Source organism: Verrucosispora sp. WMMA2044 (genome assembly GCF_027497155.1).
GTDB classification, from domain to species: domain Bacteria; phylum Actinomycetota; class Actinomycetes; order Mycobacteriales; family Micromonosporaceae; genus Micromonospora; species Micromonospora palythoicola.
Genome location: NZ_CP114913.1, coordinates 220842 through 237234, shown reverse-complemented (window position 1 = coordinate 237234; position 16393 = coordinate 220842). Strand labels below are relative to the sequence as shown.

At 72.0% G+C, this 16393-nt stretch carries 15 protein-coding genes; 11 read left to right on the top strand and 4 right to left on the bottom strand.

Annotated features, from left to right (window positions below; all coding sequences use genetic code 11):
* Positions 1-21: 21 nt before the first annotated feature.
* Positions 22-822 (bottom strand): helix-turn-helix transcriptional regulator, encoded by an 801-nt coding sequence (locus O3597_RS01155; protein ID WP_281603036.1) that lies wholly within the window; start codon positions 820-822, stop codon positions 22-24.
* Between the two features lie 252 nt (positions 823-1074).
* Between O3597_RS01155 and O3597_RS01150 the strand changes: the two genes are divergently transcribed.
* Complete coding sequence (locus O3597_RS01150; protein ID WP_164447830.1) at positions 1075-1458, top strand: WhiB family transcriptional regulator; 384 nt, start codon at positions 1075-1077, stop codon at positions 1456-1458.
* 181 nt (positions 1459-1639) lie between these two features.
* Here the strand turns inward: O3597_RS01150 and O3597_RS01145 are convergent, their stop codons facing one another.
* The 3 genes from O3597_RS01145 to groES form a co-directional block, all read right to left on the bottom strand.
* Entirely contained in the window at positions 1640-3355 is a 1716-nt protein-coding gene (locus O3597_RS01145) for a molybdopterin-dependent oxidoreductase (RefSeq protein WP_281603035.1), read from the bottom strand.
* Positions 3356-3495: 140 nt separating this feature from the next.
* Positions 3496-5145, bottom strand: a complete 1650-nt coding sequence (gene groL / locus O3597_RS01140; RefSeq protein ID WP_281603034.1) for a chaperonin GroEL — start codon at positions 5143-5145, stop codon at positions 3496-3498.
* Positions 5146-5217: 72 nt separating this feature from the next.
* On the bottom strand, positions 5218-5532 hold the full coding sequence (gene groES / locus O3597_RS01135) for a co-chaperone GroES (protein WP_089155197.1): 315 nt from the start codon (positions 5530-5532) through the stop codon (positions 5218-5220).
* Between the two features lie 370 nt (positions 5533-5902).
* Here groES and O3597_RS01130 point away from each other — a divergent pair, with 370 nt between their 5' ends.
* From O3597_RS01130 to O3597_RS01085, 10 genes are all read left to right on the top strand, one after another.
* Positions 5903-6703, top strand: coding sequence for a helix-turn-helix transcriptional regulator (locus O3597_RS01130; RefSeq protein ID WP_281603033.1), 801 nt, complete (start codon positions 5903-5905; stop codon positions 6701-6703).
* Positions 6694-6879: a DUF397 domain-containing protein gene (locus tag O3597_RS01125; protein WP_164447833.1), complete on the top strand. Its 186-nt coding sequence runs from the start codon at positions 6694-6696 to the stop codon at positions 6877-6879. Before O3597_RS01130 ends, O3597_RS01125 begins: the two co-directional genes overlap by 10 nt.
* Positions 6880-7342: 463 nt before the next feature.
* The gene (locus tag O3597_RS01120; RefSeq protein WP_281603032.1) at positions 7343-8551 is read left to right on the top strand and encodes a methyltransferase domain-containing protein; all 1209 of its coding nucleotides are present in this window, start codon (positions 7343-7345) and stop codon (positions 8549-8551) included.
* 76 nt (positions 8552-8627) lie between these two features.
* Positions 8628-9107, top strand: a complete 480-nt coding sequence (ybaK, locus tag O3597_RS01115; RefSeq protein WP_281603031.1) for a Cys-tRNA(Pro) deacylase — start codon at positions 8628-8630, stop codon at positions 9105-9107.
* Between the two features lie 212 nt (positions 9108-9319).
* A complete protein-coding gene (locus tag O3597_RS01110; protein WP_281603030.1) occupies positions 9320-10414 on the top strand; it encodes a substrate-binding domain-containing protein in 1095 nt (364 codons plus the stop codon).
* Between the two features lie 103 nt (positions 10415-10517).
* Positions 10518-11336, top strand: a complete 819-nt coding sequence (locus tag O3597_RS01105; protein WP_164447836.1) for an ATP-binding cassette domain-containing protein — start codon at positions 10518-10520, stop codon at positions 11334-11336.
* Positions 11333-12592, top strand: a complete 1260-nt coding sequence (locus O3597_RS01100) for an ABC transporter permease (protein ID WP_164447837.1) — start codon at positions 11333-11335, stop codon at positions 12590-12592. The genes O3597_RS01105 and O3597_RS01100 overlap by 4 nt, the downstream gene beginning before the upstream one ends.
* A gap of 28 nt (positions 12593-12620) precedes the next feature.
* Complete coding sequence (locus O3597_RS01095) at positions 12621-13802, top strand: ROK family transcriptional regulator (protein ID WP_281603029.1); 1182 nt, start codon at positions 12621-12623, stop codon at positions 13800-13802.
* A 143-nt stretch (positions 13803-13945) separates the two neighbouring features.
* On the top strand, positions 13946-14683 hold the full coding sequence (locus tag O3597_RS01090) for a DUF4142 domain-containing protein (RefSeq protein ID WP_281603028.1): 738 nt from the start codon (positions 13946-13948) through the stop codon (positions 14681-14683).
* Positions 14684-14700: 17 nt separating this feature from the next.
* Positions 14701-16374 (top strand): copper resistance protein CopC, encoded by a 1674-nt coding sequence (locus tag O3597_RS01085; RefSeq protein WP_281603027.1) that lies wholly within the window; start codon positions 14701-14703, stop codon positions 16372-16374.
* Positions 16375-16393 lie beyond the last annotated feature (19 nt).

The window sequence follows — 16393 nt, the reverse complement described above, 5'->3', positions numbered from 1 at the left end:
CGGACCGATCCGGCCGACCAGCTACGCGACCAGCCCGGCCCGGAATCCGGCGGCCACGGCGTGCGCCCGGTCGCGGGCACCGAGCTTGCGGAACAGCCGCCGGGCGTGGGTCTTCACGGTGTCCTCGGAGACGAACAGTTCCCGGCCGATCTCGGCGTTGCTCTTGCCCTCGGCCATGCCGAGCAGCACCTGCAGCTCCCGTTCGGTGAGGCCGATCGCGGACCGGTCGGCCCGTGCTGCCGACGCGGGCTTGTCCGGCTCGGGCTCGGCACCAGACTCGGCCGGATCGTCGCCCCGCTGCACCGGCACCACCGCCGGGCCGCCCGCCGCGTCCGTACCCGGCCAGGCGGTCGGCGCCTCGCCCGCGGTGCGACCACCGGGTGCCGGGCGGGCCGGGCTGCCGACCGCCGCGGCGTCGCGGGCGGGATCAGCGATCCGGTGCCGGTTGGCCCGGCCGGGCGCGGCCAGCAGCAGCAACGCCTTGGCGACGGCGCTGGTCAGATCCTGGTCGACCCCCTGGATCAGCCCGCGTGCCCCGGCGCCGATGGTCGCCGCCGCCGCCTCGGACTCCTCGGCACCGAGCAGCAGGACGGCGGCCTGCGGGGCGCGGGCCAGCACCCGCCGGACGAAGCCGACGCTGTCCGGGCGGGTGAGCGCGGTGTCGGCGAGCACCACATCGGCCGGACGTTCGGCCAGCCGCAACATCACCTCGGGGTCGGAGACCGCCGTCCGGACGGCACCCGACAATCCCAACCGCGCTGCCGCGGAGGTCAGGTGCTGCGCCGCGAGCGGCGTTCGAACGCACACGAGAACGGTACGCACAGGCATCTCCTCTCCGCTGACGAGCAGACCATGAGCAGCCCCGGTCGGGAGGAGGTTCCGGGCAATCCTCCCAACTTTTCCGACAGATAGGGCATATGACGCAATCCGTTGGACGTTTTGGATCAAAGACGTGTGAGGCGTGAGGCAGCAGGGTAGGGAGGGGCCAGGCCGGGAACGGTGCGCCTGCGCGGCCCGCCGCCCGGACAACCGGCCACAAGCGTCTCGCGGTGCCGCGCGAGAGGAGGGGTGCTGATGTCGAACGTACGTAGACTGCCCGGACCCATCATCGACCTTTGGGACTGGCAGCGGCTCGGTGCCTGCCGAGGCCGCGACAGCGCCCAGTTCTTCCACCCTGACGGTGAGCGGGGCTCGTCCCGGTTGCGCCGGGAGTCCTCCGCCAAGGCCGTGTGCCGTGCCTGCCCGGTCCGCGCCGAGTGCGCCGCGCACGCCCTCGCGGTACGCGAGCCGTACGGCGTGTGGGGTGGCTTCAGTGAGTCCGAGCGGCTACGACTGCTCGCGGTCGGCTGGGAGGACCTCGCCGACCGACGCCAGACCCGCGTCGACGTCAACCGACTGGAGGCCAGGCTGGGCAGCTCGCACCGGTCGACGGTGCCCGTCCAGCGCAACGTCGCCTGACCAGACCGCACCACCGACGCCGCGTCCCGACCCGGACGCGGCGTCGCCCTGTCCGCCCACTCCCGCCACCACCAGCCGGTTGATCATGAAGTTGTTGTTCCCGACACGCCGACGGGGTGACAACAACTTCATGATCAACGGGTGTGGGCGGGGGGCGGTGTGGGCGGGGTGGTGCGCGGGGTCAGGTGATGGTGAGGGTGACGGAGTGCCAGCCGGTCGCGCCGTCGGGGGCGACATCCCGTGGCTCACCGGTTTGGGTCTCGCCGGTGCTGTCCGTCGCCCGCACCTGGAGGGTGTGCTCGCCCGGGGTGGCCTGCCACTGCCACGACCACTGCACCCAGGTGTCCACCGAAATGGTCGGCGCCAGTTGCGCCTGCTGCCAGGGCCCCTCGTCGACGCGGACCTCGACGCGGTCGATGCCCCGGTGCTGCGCCCAGGCGACGCCGGCGACCGTCACCGGGCCGGCGGCCGGTCGGTTACGCGGGCGGGGCGTGTCGATCCGCGACTGCGTCTTCACCGGCCCCTGCGCCGACCAGCCCCGGGGCACCCAGTACGCGTCGAAGTCCGCGAAACTGGTCAGCTCCAGCTCGGTGATCCACTTGCAGGCCGACACGTAGCCGTAGAGACCCGGCACCACCATCCGGACCGGGAAGCCGTGCTGCACCGGCAGTGGCTCGCCGTTCATGCCGACGGCGAGCAGCGCGTCCCGCCCGTCGCGCAGCACGGCGGTCGGGGTGCCGCAGGTCCAACCGTCGACCGAACGCCCGACCACCTGGTCGGCACCGTCCAGCGGCCCCACCTCGTCGAGCAGTTCCCGGATCGGTACGCCGAGCCAGCGCGCGTTGCCGATCAGGTCGCCGCCTACCTCGTTGGAGACGCAGGCCAGCGTCACGTACCGCTCCACCATCGGCCGGGCGAGCAGATCGGCATAGCTCAGCGTGACCGGGTTGCGGACCCGGCCGTGGATGCGCAGTTGCCAGGTCTCCGGGTCGACCTGCGGCACCACAAGCGCGGTGTCGATCCGGTAGAAGTTCCGGTTGGACGTGACGTAGCTGGCCAGTCCGGGCTGGGCCAGGTCGGCGCCGGCCGGCACCGGTGGTGCTGGCGAGACCGGGGCCGGCAGCGTGATCGCCTCACGGGCCGCCGACACGCCCTGCCGACCGGCCAGCCAACGCCCCGCTACTCCCCCCACGGCGGCCACCCCGAGCACGGTGCCGACGCCGGTGAGGAACCGCCGCCGAGAGTCCGGGTCGACCCGGCCTCCCGCACCTCCCGGGACCGGCGGACTTCCCAGGATCGGCGGGCTTCCGGCGGTCGCCGTCCCGTCGGCGGGCGCGGTCGGATCGGTCGCCGTCCCGTCGGCGGCCCCGGCGGTTCCGACCGGATTCGGGTCCGGTACGGCGGCGGGACCGGTCGCCTTGGGCGGGCCGGCCGGCGTCGGCGGGGACCAGGGCCAGGGGTCGAGTTCCAGTGGACCGGCGACGAATGCCCACAGCACCACCCCGCCGACCGCCGCGCCGAACAGCGACGGCAGCACGTCGGCGGCGTCCGCACCGGCGCGGGTCAGGGCCGCCGCCGCGCCGACGCCGCCGAAGACGACGATGCCGGCCAGGCCCACCATCAGCCGCCGGGCCGCCACCATGCCGATCAGGGCGGCGAAGCCGCCGAGCAGCAGCGCCGTGCCGACCAGCAGGGCGATCTTGTCGTACGTGCCGAAGACCTCGATGCCGAACCGCTTGACCGGCTCGGGAGCGGTGTCCACGACGAGACCGCCGACCGCGACGAGCGGGGACGACCGGGGACCGGTCAGGGCGGCAACCAGTTCGGCGGTGCCGATGGCCGCAGCGGCGGCGGCGACGCCGGCCATGGCCGCGAACCGTGGTGTCGTGCTGCTCACCCGCCCAGTGTTTCCCACCGACCAACGGTCCGGTAGTCGGCGTCAGCGTTCGTAACCTCTCGTCACCGGTACGCCGACTCAAAGCGCGTGGGGCGCACCGTCTCGTCGACGGTGCGCCCCACGTCCGGCGTACGGCCGGGTCAGAAGCCCGGGCCGTGCTGGTGGCTGTGACCGTGGCCGTGCGAGTGGCCGTGGCCGCCCGCGGCGGGCTCCGGCTCGGCCGGCTTCTCCACCACGAGACTTTCGGTGGTGAGCAGCAGACCGGCGATCGACGCGGCGTTGGTGACCGCGTTGCGGGTCACCTTCACCGGGTCGATGATGCCGGACTTGGTCAGGTCGACGTACTCGCCGACGGCGGCGTCGAGACCGTGGCCCCAGTCGCTGCCGGAGACCTTCTGCACGACGACGTAGCCGTCGTGGCCGGCGTTCTGGGCGATCCAGCGCAGCGGCTCGACAAGTGCCTTACGCACGATCGACACGCCGACCTTCTCGTCACCGGTGAAGCCGAGGTCGTCGTCGAGCACCGACCGGATCTGCGCCAGGGCGGCACCGCCGCCGGGCACCGTACCCTCCTCGACCGCGGCCTTGGTCGCGGCGATCGCGTCCTCGATGCGGTGCTTGCGCTCCTTCATCTCGACCTCGGTGGCGGCGCCGACCTTGACCACCGCGACACCGCCGGAGAGCTTGGCCAGCCGCTCGGCGAGCTTCTCCCGGTCCCACTCGGAGTCCGAGGCCTCGATCTCCTTGCGGATCTGCGCGACCCGGTCGGTCACCTCGCTGGTCTGGCCACCACCATCGACGATGGTGGTGTTCTCCTTGTCGACCACGATGCGCCGGGCGCTACCCAGCACCTCCAGGCCAACCTGGTCCAGCTTGTAACCCAGCTCGGGGGCGACCAGCTCGGCGCCGGTGAGGATCGCCATGTCCTGGAGCATCGCCTTGCGCCGGTCACCGAAACCGGGCGCCTTGACCGCGCAGACCTTGATGGTCTTGCGGATCGCGTTGACCACCAGGGTGGACAGCGCCTGACCCTCGACGTCCTCGGCGATGATGAGCAGCGGCTTGTTGTTCTGGAGGACCTTCTCCAGCAGCGGCAGCAGCTCCTCGATCGCGGAGATCTTCTGCGTGGTGATCAGGATGTACGCGTCCTCCAGGACGGACTCCTGCGACTCCGCGTCGGTGACGAAGTTCGGCGAGATGAAGCCCTTGTCGAACTGGAGGCCCTCGGTGACGTCCAGCTCGGTGTGCAGGGCGGAGCCTTCCTCGACGGTGATCACACCGTCGCGGCCGACCTTCTCCATCGCCTCGGCGATCAGCTCACCGATCGTGGCGTCCTGGGCCGAGATCGTGGCGACATGCGCCACCGACTTCTTGTCGGAGACCTCGACGGCCTTGTCGAGCAGCGCCTCGGAGACCTTGGTGGCGGCGGCGTCGACGCCGCGCTTGAGGCCGGCCGGGTTGGCGCCCGCGGTGACGTTGCGCAGGCCCTCGCGGACCATGGCCTGGGCGAGCACGGTCGCGGTGGTGGTCCCGTCGCCGGCGACGTCGTTGGTCTTGGTCGCCACCTCCTTGACCAGCTGCGCGCCGAGGTTCTCGTACGGGTTGGTGAGCTCGATCTCCTTGGCGATGGTCACGCCATCGTTGGTGATCGTCGGCGCACCGAATTTCTTGTCGAGGACGACGTTGCGCCCGCGCGGCCCGAGGGTGACCTTGACCGCGTCAGCGAGCGCGTTGACACCGTGCTCCAGCAGGTGCCGGGCGTCGTCCGAGAAGCTCAGGATCTTCGCCATTAATGTCCCTTCGAAGCGACGTTGCCCCGGCCCGGCGAGCCGGACCGGGGCAACGACACTGATCGGTCTGTCTTACTTCTCGATGACCGCGAGGACGTCGCGGGCGGAGAGCACCAGGTACTCCTCGCCGGCGTACTTGACCTCGGTGCCGCCGTACTTCGAGTAGAGGACGGTGTCGCCGACGGAGACGTCGATCGGCACGCGGTTGCCCTTGTCGTCGATCCGGCCCGGGCCGACAGCGAGGACGGTGCCCTCCTGCGGCTTCTCCTTGGCGGTGTCGGGGATCACGATGCCCGAGGCGGTGGTGGTCTCGGCCTCGTTCGCCTGGACCACGATGCGGTCCTCGAGCGGCTTGATCGCAACCTTGGTCGCGGTAGTCACGGGCATACCCTCCTGGGGTACTTGGTTTCGTTGCCGATCGGCATGCCGACCGGCGTCAATCTGCCACATGCCACCGGGCGGGGCCGTCGTCGCGGGTGCCGGTCCGCCTGGCGTTCAACCCCCGGACACCAGGGCCCGAAGGTTGGCACCCTCAGGGTGAGAGTGCTAATCGCAGGTTATTCCTCGGCTAGCACTCCGTCAAGGAGAGTGCCAATCCGCCACCCTCGTGTCGCGGCTCCTCGGCACCCCGTCGCCACTTCTTCCACACGGTTCCGCGGTCGTTCGCCAGCGTTCACCGCAACACGCCGACAGTCACTTTCCCGCCGGAGGACCGGCCCTTACTCTCCGGCGCTATCACGTCACGGAGGGCGGACAGATGGCGGACGTACCAACCCTGGGGTTCCTACGCGACCAGTTGCGCCGGGCGCGTAAGGTGCGCGGGCTCAGCCAGGAGGAGCTGAGCAAAATGATCAACTATTCGACGTCGGCGGTGAGCGCGATGGAGATCGGCCCGAACCAGCTCAGCGCCGACTACCTGGCCCGGTTCGACAAGGTGCTGGAGACCGGCGGGCTCTTCGTCGGCATGCTGGAGCTGATCCGGCTGCACGCCGAGCCGGACTGGTTCCGGTCGTGGGGTGAGATCGAGCGGGAGGCGGTCGCGCTGCGCTGGTACGACCCGGCCGTGGTGCCGGGCCTGCTCCAGACCGAGGCGTACGCCCGGGCGATGCTCCGGGCTGGTCCACCGCTCACCGACGAGCAGATCGAGAAGCGGGTGCTGGCCCGGATGGCCCGGCAGGAGGTGCTCACCCGCGAGGAGCCACCGCAGCTCGTCGCGGTGCTCGACGAACAGGTGCTGCGCCGGCAGGTCGGCGAGCGCGCGACCATGCGCGAGCAGTTGGAGCACCTGCGCACCCTCACCGACCGCCCGCACGTCCAGGTGCGGATCGTGCCGGCCGAGACCCCGTGGTACGGCGGTCTTGCCGGCCCGTTCGTGCTGGCCCGGCTCGCCGACGGCACCGAGGTGGCCCACCTGGACAACCAGCTCCGGGGGCACACAGTGGACAGCCCGAACGACCTTGCCAGCCTGGGGCGACGTTGGGAGACTGTGGCCGGTGAGGCGCTGCCGCGCCGGCAGTCCGCCCGCCTGATCGAGGAAGTGGCGAAGTCATGGACCTGACCCGCGCGGCCTGGCGCAAGTCCTCCCGCAGCAACCAGAATGGCGGCGCCTGCGTCGAGGTCGCCGACAACCTGCCCGGTGTCGTCGCCGTCCGCGACAGCAAGGACCCGGCCGGCCCGGCACTCGCCTTCACCCCCGCCGCCTGGCGCGCCTTCGTCGCCACCCACAGCCGCTAGACCCGACCCGGACGCCGCGTCCGCCCGCGCCGCGCGCCCGGTAACCGCCTCCGGCCCGGCTCGGCTCGGCTCGGCCCAACTCGGCCCGACTCGGCTCGGACCGCCGAGTTGCCCGCCCTTGCCCCACAGGTGTGCGCGCTTGCCACCGCGGGTGTGCGCGCTTGCCTCCGCGGGTGTGCGCGCTTGCCTCCGCGGGTGTGCGCGCGGGTTGCGGCATGACGCGCCCTCCCGCCGAGCTGACAGCCCCAGATGCCGCAACCCGCGCCCGCCGGCCGCGCGTGGCATGCCGGACTGCGGCCCCGGGCCGAACGGCCTCCGAGCGAACCGAAATCCCGAGATGCCGCAAGTCGTGCCTTCCGGCCAGCGTGAGGGCCCGAGATGCCGCGAGTCGCGACCGGCATGCCGGCGAGGGGCCGGCCTGGGCCTCGGGCGGGGCGGACAGGGCGGGCGGGAGGATGGGCGGGTGGATCTGGAGCAGTTCGGCGCGTTGCGTACGGCCGAGGGGTCGGCCGCGCTCGACGCGGCGGGCCGGGTGGCCGGCGGCGATCCGCTGGTCGCGGCGGCGGCGCTGCGTTCGGCCGGAGTGCCAGCCGGACTCGCGGCGGCGGCGCTGACCCAGGCGGAGCTGCGCCGCCGGGCGACCGGCAAGTTCGGGCCTGCGGCGGCCGGCATGTTCTTCACCCGGCCGGGGCTGGAGCAGGCCACCCGGCGGGTCGTCGCCGACCGGCGGGCGCGGCGGCTGCGCGCCGCCGGGGTGAGCACGCTCGCCGACCTGGGCTGCGGGCTGGGTGCCGACGCACTCGCCGCCGCCCGCACCGGCATCCGGGTGTACGCGGTGGAGACGGACCCGCTCACCGCCGCGCTGGCCGAGGCGAACGCCCAGGCCGCCGGGCTGGCCGACCTGGTCACCGTCGAATGTGGCGACGCGACCGCGTTCGACGTGAGCCGGGTCGAGGCGGTCTTCTGCGACCCGGCCCGACGCCGGGCCGGCACCGGCCGCCGGATCTTCGACCCGAATTCGTACTCGCCGCCGTGGGACTTCGTGACCGGGCTGGCCGAGCGGGTGCCGCGCACGGTGGTGAAGGTCGCGCCGGGAATCGACCACGCGCTGATCCCACCCGGCGCCGAGGCGGAGTGGGTGAGCGTCGACGGCGACCTGGTCGAGGCGGCCCTCTGGTGCGGCGAGTTGGCCGAGGTCCCCCGCCGCGCGACCGTGCTCACCGCCGACAGAGCCGGCCGGGCCAGCGGCGAGTCGGTGCACCAGCTCGCGGGGTCGGGCACCAGTGAAGCACCGGTCGGGGCGGTGCGGCGCTTCGTGTACGACCCGGACCCCGCGGTGGTGCGCGCGCACCTGATCTCCGAGCTGGCCGCCGACCTGGACGCCACCCTCGCCGACCCGAGCATCGCCTACCTCTACGCCGACGCGGCGCAGCGCACCCCGTACGCCCGGTGCCTGGAGGTCACCGACGTGTTGCCGTTCTCCCTCAAGCGGCTGCGGGCGCTGCTGCGGGAACGGCGGGTCGGCCGGGTGGAGATCCTCAAGCGCGGCTCCGCGCTGGAGCCCGAGCGGCTCCGGCGCGACCTGCGGCTGGCCGGCGACCAGCCGGCGAGCCTGGTGCTCACCCGGGTCGCCACCGCCCCGACGGTCCTGGTCTGCCGCCCAGCGGTCTGAACCCCGCGGCCCGGAGCCGAACCATCGGCTGAGAAGGCGCTGGCTCGAACATCGGGCCGCGGCTACCTTGGCGGGCATGGCGGGACGTGGCACCCCGGCGACCGCGCTGCTGGCGAAGCGGAAGGTCGACCATCGCACCCATCCGTACGATGTCTCGCCCGACGAGCCCAACTACGGCGCGCTGGTCGCCGCCGCGCTGGCGGTGGCGCCCGAGCGGGTCTTCAAGACCCTGGTCACCGAGGTCGACGGGGCACTGACGGTGGCGGTGGTGCCGGTCACCGGCGACCTCGACCTCAAGGCGCTCGCGGCGGCCGTGGGCGGCAAGCGGGCCACGCTGGCCGAGCGGGCGGCAGCCGAGCGGGCCACCGGGTACGTACGCGGCGGCATCAGCCCACTGGGCCAGCGGCGGCACCTGCCCACGGTCGTCGACGTCTCGGCCCTGGCGCATCCGACGGTGTACGTCTCCGCCGGTCGCCGAGGGCTCCAGGTGGAACTGGCCCCGGCCGACCTGGCCACCCTCACCGACGCCCGGTTCGCCCCCCTCGCGAGCGCCTGACCGCCGCCGTTCCATCCCGCCGGCGGACCCGGACACCAGGGTCGTCGCCGGCACGGTGGCGGCGAGGTGTCGCTGGCGTTGCTGAATTGTTACCGCCGACAACAAACTCGTGACCGGCCCGGCCTTGTGCTGGCGTGTGGCGCGGAATACGTTGCCGGACACAACAAAACAAAACACCGACACCCTTCCCCACCCTCGAAAGGACCCTGCACATGCGCAAGGGCTTCCTCGCTGTCGGCACCGTGGGCCTGCTGGCCCTCGGCAGCCTGACGGCCTGTGGCGACGAGTCCGGCGGCGACCAGGCCGGCTCCGACGTGACCCCGAAGATCGGCGTGATCCTGCCGGACAGCAAGTCCTCCGCCCGCTGGGAGGGCGCCGACCGCAAGTTCCTCCAGGCCGCCTTCGAGGCCGCCGGCGTCGAGTACGACATCCAGAACGCGCAGGGCGACAAGACCGCCTTCCAGACCATCGCCGACCAGATGATCACGAGTGGCGTCACCGCGCTGATGATCGTCAACCTGGACTCCGGCACCGGCAAGGCCGTCCTCGACAAGGCCAAGTCGCAGGGCGTCGCCACCATCGACTACGACCGCCTCACCCTCGGCGGCTCGGCGGAGTACTACGTCAGCTTCGACAACGAGGCTGTCGGCAAGCTCCAGGGCGAGGGCCTGGTCAAGTGCCTGACCGACCAGAAGGCCGAGAAGCCGGTCGTGGCGTACCTGAACGGTTCGCCGACCGACAACAACGCCACCCTGTTCAAGAACGGCTACGACTCGGTCCTCAAGCCGAAGTTCGACGCGAACGAGTACGTCAAGGGCCCGGACCAGTCCGTGCCGGACTGGGACAACGCCCAGGCCGCCACGATCTTCGAGCAGATGCTCACCCAGACCGGTGGCAAGATCGACGGTGTGCTGGCCGCCAACGACGGCCTCGGCAACGCCGCCATCTCGGTGCTGAAGAAGAACCGGCTCAACGGCAAGGTCCCGGTGACCGGCCAGGACGCCACCACCCAGGGCCTGCAGAACATCCTCGCCGGCGACCAGTGCATGACCGTCTACAAGGCCGTCAAGCAGGAGGCCGACGCCGCCGCCGAGCTGGCCATCGCGCTGGCCAAGGGCGAGCGCAAGGAGACCGGCCAGACCGTCAAGGACCCGGAGGGCAACCGTGACGTCCCCGCCGTCCTGCTCACCCCGCAGGCGATCTACAAGGAGAACGTCAAGGACGTCATCGCCGACGGTTTCGTGACCAAGGAAGAGGTCTGCACCGGCAACTTCGCCGAGCTCTGCACCGAAGCGGGCATCAGCTGACCTCACCCGCCTAGGCGCCGCCGCCCGGCACGGTAACCCCGTGCCGGGCGGCGTGCCGCCGCTGGACGGGCCCCGATCTCCCTCCGCGACAAAGGAGAACCCCGTGTCCGCGACCCCTCTGCTGGAGCTACGCGGGATCGACAAGAGTTTCGGTCCCGTCCAGGTTCTACGCGATGTCGCCTTCGCCGCCTATCCGGGCGAGGTCACCGCGCTGGTCGGTGACAACGGCGCCGGCAAGTCGACCCTGGTCAAGTGCATCAGCGGCATCTACCCGACCGACGCCGGGCAGTTCGTCTTCGACGGCCGGCCGGTGAACATCCACAGCCCACGCGACGCCGCGGCGCTCGGCATCGAGGTCGTCTACCAGGACCTGGCGCTCTGCGACAACCTCGACATCGTGCAGAACATGTTCCTCGGCCGCGAGAAGCGCAGCGGCATCATCCTCGATGAGCCGACCATGGAACAGATGGCGGCCGAGACCCTCGCCGGGCTCTCCGTACGCACCGTCAAGTCGCTGCGTCAGCAGGTCTCCAGCCTCTCCGGCGGCCAGCGTCAGACGGTGGCGATCGCCAAGGCGGTGCTCTGGAACAGCAAGCTGGTGATCCTGGACGAGCCGACCGCCGCGCTCGGCGTCGCGCAGACCGCCCAGGTGCTCGAACTGGTCCGGCGGCTGGCCGACAACGGTCTGGCCGTCGTGCTGATCTCGCACAACATGAACGACGTCTTCGCCGTCTCCGACCGGATCGCCGCGCTCTACCTCGGCCAGATGGTCGCCCAGGTGAAGACCACCGACATCACTCACGCGCAGGTGGTCGAGCTGATCACCGCCGGTCGCTCCGGCGGGCTCGGCCTCACCGGCGAACCGGCCACCAACGGCAACGGCGCGGCGCCGGCCGGCAGCACCACGGGAGGCGTCTCATGAGCACCACCGCCGTCAAGCAGGAGGGTCCGGCCGCCGTCACGTCGACGCCCTCCGTCGGCAGTCACGTCCGCGGCTACTGGCGACGGGTACGCGGTGGCGACATCGGCGCCCTGCCCGCCGTACTCGGCCTGCTCGTTCTCTGCACCGTCTTCGCGATCATGCGGCCCTCGTTCCTCAGCGCCGGGAACTTCGCCAACCTGTTCACCCAGGGTGCGGCGGTCACTCTGATCGCGATGGGCCTGGTCTTCGTCCTGCTGCTGGGGGAGATCGACCTGTCGGCCGGTTTCGCCAGCGGCGTCTGCGCGGCGGTGCTGGCCAACGTGGTCACCGTGCTCGGATATCCCTGGTACGTCGCGGTGGCCGCCGCCGTGCTCACCGGCGTGGTCATCGGTACGATCCTCGGCCTCCTGGTCGCCAAGATCGGCATTCCGTCCTTCGTGGTCACCCTCGCCGGCTTCCTGGCCTTCCAGGGCGTGGTGCTGCTGCTCATGGAGGAGGGCCGCAACATCTCGGTGCGCGACTCGGTGCTGGTGGCGATCGCCAACCGCAACCTGCCGCCGCTGCTCGGCTGGACGCTCGCCGCCGTGGCCGTCGCCGGCTACGCCGCCGTGCAACTGCTGCGCTACCGCAACCGCGCCGCGCGGGGTCTGGTCACCGACCCGATGGTGGTGGTGCTCGCCCGGATCGGCGGACTGGCGGTCATCCTCGGTCTCGCCGTCTACGTGCTCAACCTGGAGCGCAGCCGCAACGTGCTGATCAGCTCGCTCAAGGGTGTGCCGATCGTCGTGCCGATCATCGCCGTGCTGCTCGTCGTCTGGACCTTCGTGCTGCATCGCACCAGCTACGGTCGGCACATCTACGCGGTCGGCGGCAACAAGGAGGCCGCCCGCCGGGCCGGTATCAACGTGGACCGGATCCGCATCTCGGTCTTCGTCATCTGCTCCACCATGGCCGCGATCGGCGGCATCGTGGCCGCGAGCCGGGCCAACTCGGTCGACCCGAACACCGGCGGCAGCAACGTGCTGCTCTACGCCGTGGGTGCGGCGGTGATCGGTGGTACCAGCCTCTTCGGCGGCAAGGGCCGGGTGCTGGACGCGGTGCTCGGCGGCGCGGTGGTCGCGGTGATCGACAACGGCATGGGCCTGATGGGCTACAGCTCGGGCGTCAAGTACGTGGTCACCGGCGTGGTCCTGCTCCTGGCGGCCAGCGTCGACGCGCTGTCGCGCCGGCGGGCCGCCGCCAGCGGTAGTCGCTGATCCACCGCACCGAAGGTAGTCACAACCGATGCGCGTGGGACCGAGCCAGGACGAGATTCGTCGACAGAATCTCGGTGCCCTGCTGCGCTACGTACACGTGCACGGTGCCACCACTCGTGCGGAACTGACCACCGCACTGGGGTTGAACCGGAGCACCATCGGCGCGCTCACCGCCGACCTCGCCGCGGCCGGCCTGGTGACTGAGGGGGCGCCGAAGGAAACCGGCCGGGCCGGACGACCGTCGTTGGTCGTCCGGCCCGAGTCGGACCGGGTCTTCGCGTACGCGTACAGCATCGAGGTGGACCGGCTGCGGGCCGCGCGGGTCGGGCTCGGCGGCGCGGTGATCGACCGCCGGGAGCTGGACCGCCCCCGCGGCCTGACCGCCGCCGAGGCCGCACCGCTGCTGGCCGGCGCGGTCAAGGAGATGCGGCAGGCGCTGCCGGAGGACGCCCTCTGCGTCGGTGCCGGGGTGGCGGTCTGCGGGATGGTCCGCCGCGACGACGGGCTGGTCCGGCTCGGACCCACCACCGGATGGGTGGACGAACCGATCGGCACCGCGCTCGGTACGGAACTCGGGGTCGACGTGCCGGTCACGGTCGGGAACGTGGCCGACGTGGCGGCCTTCGCCGAGCACGCCCGTGGTGCGGCGGCGGGCTGCGACAACGTCATCTACCTCTACGGTGACGTCGGCGTCGGCGCCGGGATCATCGCCGCGGGCCGGCGGTTGACCGGGCACGGCGGTTACAGCGGCGAGGTGGGGCACATGGTGGTGGTCCGCGACGGGGCCCGCTGCGAGTGCGGCAACCGGGGGTGCTGGGAGACCGAGATCGGTGAGCACGGGCTGCTCCGGGCCGCCGGCCGTTCCGACGCCCGGGGCCGGGACGCGATGCTCGCGGTCTTCGACGCCGCCGACCGCGGGGACGCCCAGGCCCAGATCGCGGTACGCCAGGCCGGTGACTGGCTCGGCTTCGGCGTCGCCAACCTGGTGAACATCTTCAACCCGGAGATGGTCATCTTCGGCGGCACCATGCGCGACCTCTACCTGGCCGCCGCCGCCCAGGTGCGCAGCCGGCTCAACTCCAACGGGCTGCCGGCCTGCCTGGAGCACGTCCGGCTGCGTACGCCGAAGCTCGGCGAGGACGCTCCCCTGGTCGGCGCGGCCGAACTCGCCTTCGACCGGCTGCTTGCCGATCCGCTCGACGTCAGCTGACCTCCAGTTCCAGATTTCGCGAACCGGTTTCGCCCTCCGCTGAACTGATCGGCCACACAATCCGTACCAGGTTGCGGACGGCCGACGGGGTGCGGACGTCCGACGCTCAACGATCGGTTCTCGTCCGAGGAGGCGCCGCAGACATGGCACCGCTGGATTCCGCTCGTCGCCGGCAGGGCAACCGGTCCCGTCGCTTGGCGGTGCTGCTCACCACGATCGTCGCAGCTCTCGTCGTCCTGCCCGGCGTGGCGCTGGCCGCGCCCGCCGCCCAGCAACTCGCCGCCGCCGACCAGGCCCTGCTCGACGGCGTGCGACTGGCCGGTCTGTGGGAGATGCCGGCCGGGCAGATGGCCGCCGAGAAGGGCAGTTCCCGGGTGGTCCGCGAGGTCGGCGCCGAGATCGCCCGGCAGCACGAGGAGCTTGACCGGATCACCGTGGACGCGGCCAACAAGCTGGGTGCGGTCATCCCCAACGCGCCCACCGCCGAACAGCAGGGCTGGCTCACCGAGATGAAGGACGCCCGGGGCGCCCGCTTCGACCAGATCTTCGTCACCCGGCTCCGGGTCGCCCACGGCAAGATCTTCCCGGTCATCGGCGCGGTGCGGGCCAGCACCCGCAACGAGGTGATCCGGGACCTGGCCAACTCGGCCAACACGTTCGTCGGTGACCACATGCGGATGCTGGAGAGCACCGGCCTCGTCCGCTACGCCGAGCTGCCGCCCGCCGCGCTACCGGCACCGGGCAACGACGGCCTGCTCGCCGCCGCGCAGGCGAACACCGGCCCGCAGATCGGCGTCAGCAACACGCTCATCTGGGCGATCTTCCTCGGCGCCCTGGGCACCGGCGGCTTCCTCACGTACCGCATGTTCCGTCGTAGCTGACCGCCACCGCCCGATCGATGACCGCCCGCACCCGAGCCGCTGCCCTGCTCGGGCTGGTGCTCACCGCGCTGTGCGCCGCCCTGGGCCCCGCCGGTCCAGCGGCGGCGCACGCCGTGGTGGTGGCCACCACCCCGCAGCGCGACGAGGTGCTCGGGTACGCGCCCCGCGAGGTGCTGGTCACCTTCAGCGAGACCATCGCCGTGGTCCCCGGCCGAGTGCAGGTCCTCGCGCCCGACGGCAAGCGGATCAACGTCGGCGAGCCCGAGGTCCGGGACCGGACCATCCGGATCGCCCTGCGGCCCTCGGATCGTCCACTCGGCACCTACCTGGTCAGCTACCGCGTCATCTCGGCCGACAGTCACCCGGTGGCGGGCAGTTTCACCTTCGCCGCCGGGGCACCGTCGGCGACCCCGCCCGAGCCGGCCCTGGCGGAGTCCGAGTCACCGGCCGGGGTGCTGGTCCCGGCCGCGAAGTACCTCGGGTACCTGGGCCTGCTCCTGGCGGTCGGCCCGCCGCTGCTCGCGGCCACCATGTGGCCCCGCCGTCGCTCCCGTCGAGGTGCCACGGCCACCGCGCTGGTCGGGCTCGGTCTGGTTGCCGCCGGCACCCTCGGCACCTGGGTCGGGCAGGCCGCCCAGGTGGTGGGTGCGCCGGTCGGGCAGCTCTCCCCGGCCGACCTGCGGGCCGTCGCCGACAGCGACGTCGGAGTGGTGCTGGCCGCCCGGCTGGCGCTGATCGGCCTGGCGGCGGCCCTGCTGCCGGCGGTGCTGCGGCGCGTTGGTGAGCGTTCGTCGACCGGTCGGGGCGTCGCCGGACGAATGCGGGGTGCGGCACTGGCGGCCGTCGGCCTGGCCGGGTTCGTCACCTGGCCACTGGCCGGGCATCCGGTCGCCTCGCCGCTGCCGCCGGTGAGCATCGCCCTGGGCACCCTGCACGTCGCGGGGGTGACCGCCTGGTTGGGCGGACTGATCGCGCTCACCGTGTTTCTGCTCCGGGGCACCCACCAGCGGGTACTCACCCGGATCCTGCCGGCCTGGTCCCGGCTGGCCACCCTCGCGGTGGCCTGGCTGGTCGCCGCCGGCCTCGGTCAGGCCGTGATCGAACTCGGCCGGCCCGCCGCCCTGTGGGGCAGCACGTACGGTCGTCTGCTGCTGGCCAAGGCGGCACTGCTGGCCGGGGTGCTGGCGGTGGCGGCCGGGCAACGCCGACTGATCAGGCGACGGGTCGCGGCGGTCCGGCCCCGGTGGGTCGCCCGGGCGGCCGGCGTGGAGCTCGCCGTGACGGCGGTGGTGCTGGCCCTGACGGCGGTGCTGGTGCAGACCCCGCCCGGCCGGTCCGTCGGTACCGCGGCCGACGGGGTGAGCCGGGAGGGCGTCGCGCAGTCACTCACCACCGACCTGTTCACCCTGCAGTTCGACATCTATCCGGCGGTCGCGGGCACCACGAACAGCCTGCACGCCTACGTCTACACCCCGCAGGCGAAGGAGTTGCCGGTGGCGGAGTGGACGGTAACCGCCGCCCTGCCGGAGGCCGGCATCGAGCCGATCACCGTCGACGTCTTCGCGCTGGAGCCGCACCACGGCAGCGCCGAGATCCACTTCCCGGTCGCCGGTGACTGGACGTTACGGGTCAGCGCCCGGACCAGCGAGATCGACCGTTCCACCGCCACCACCACGGTGACCATCCGCTGACCCGACCTGGCGCGCTGAA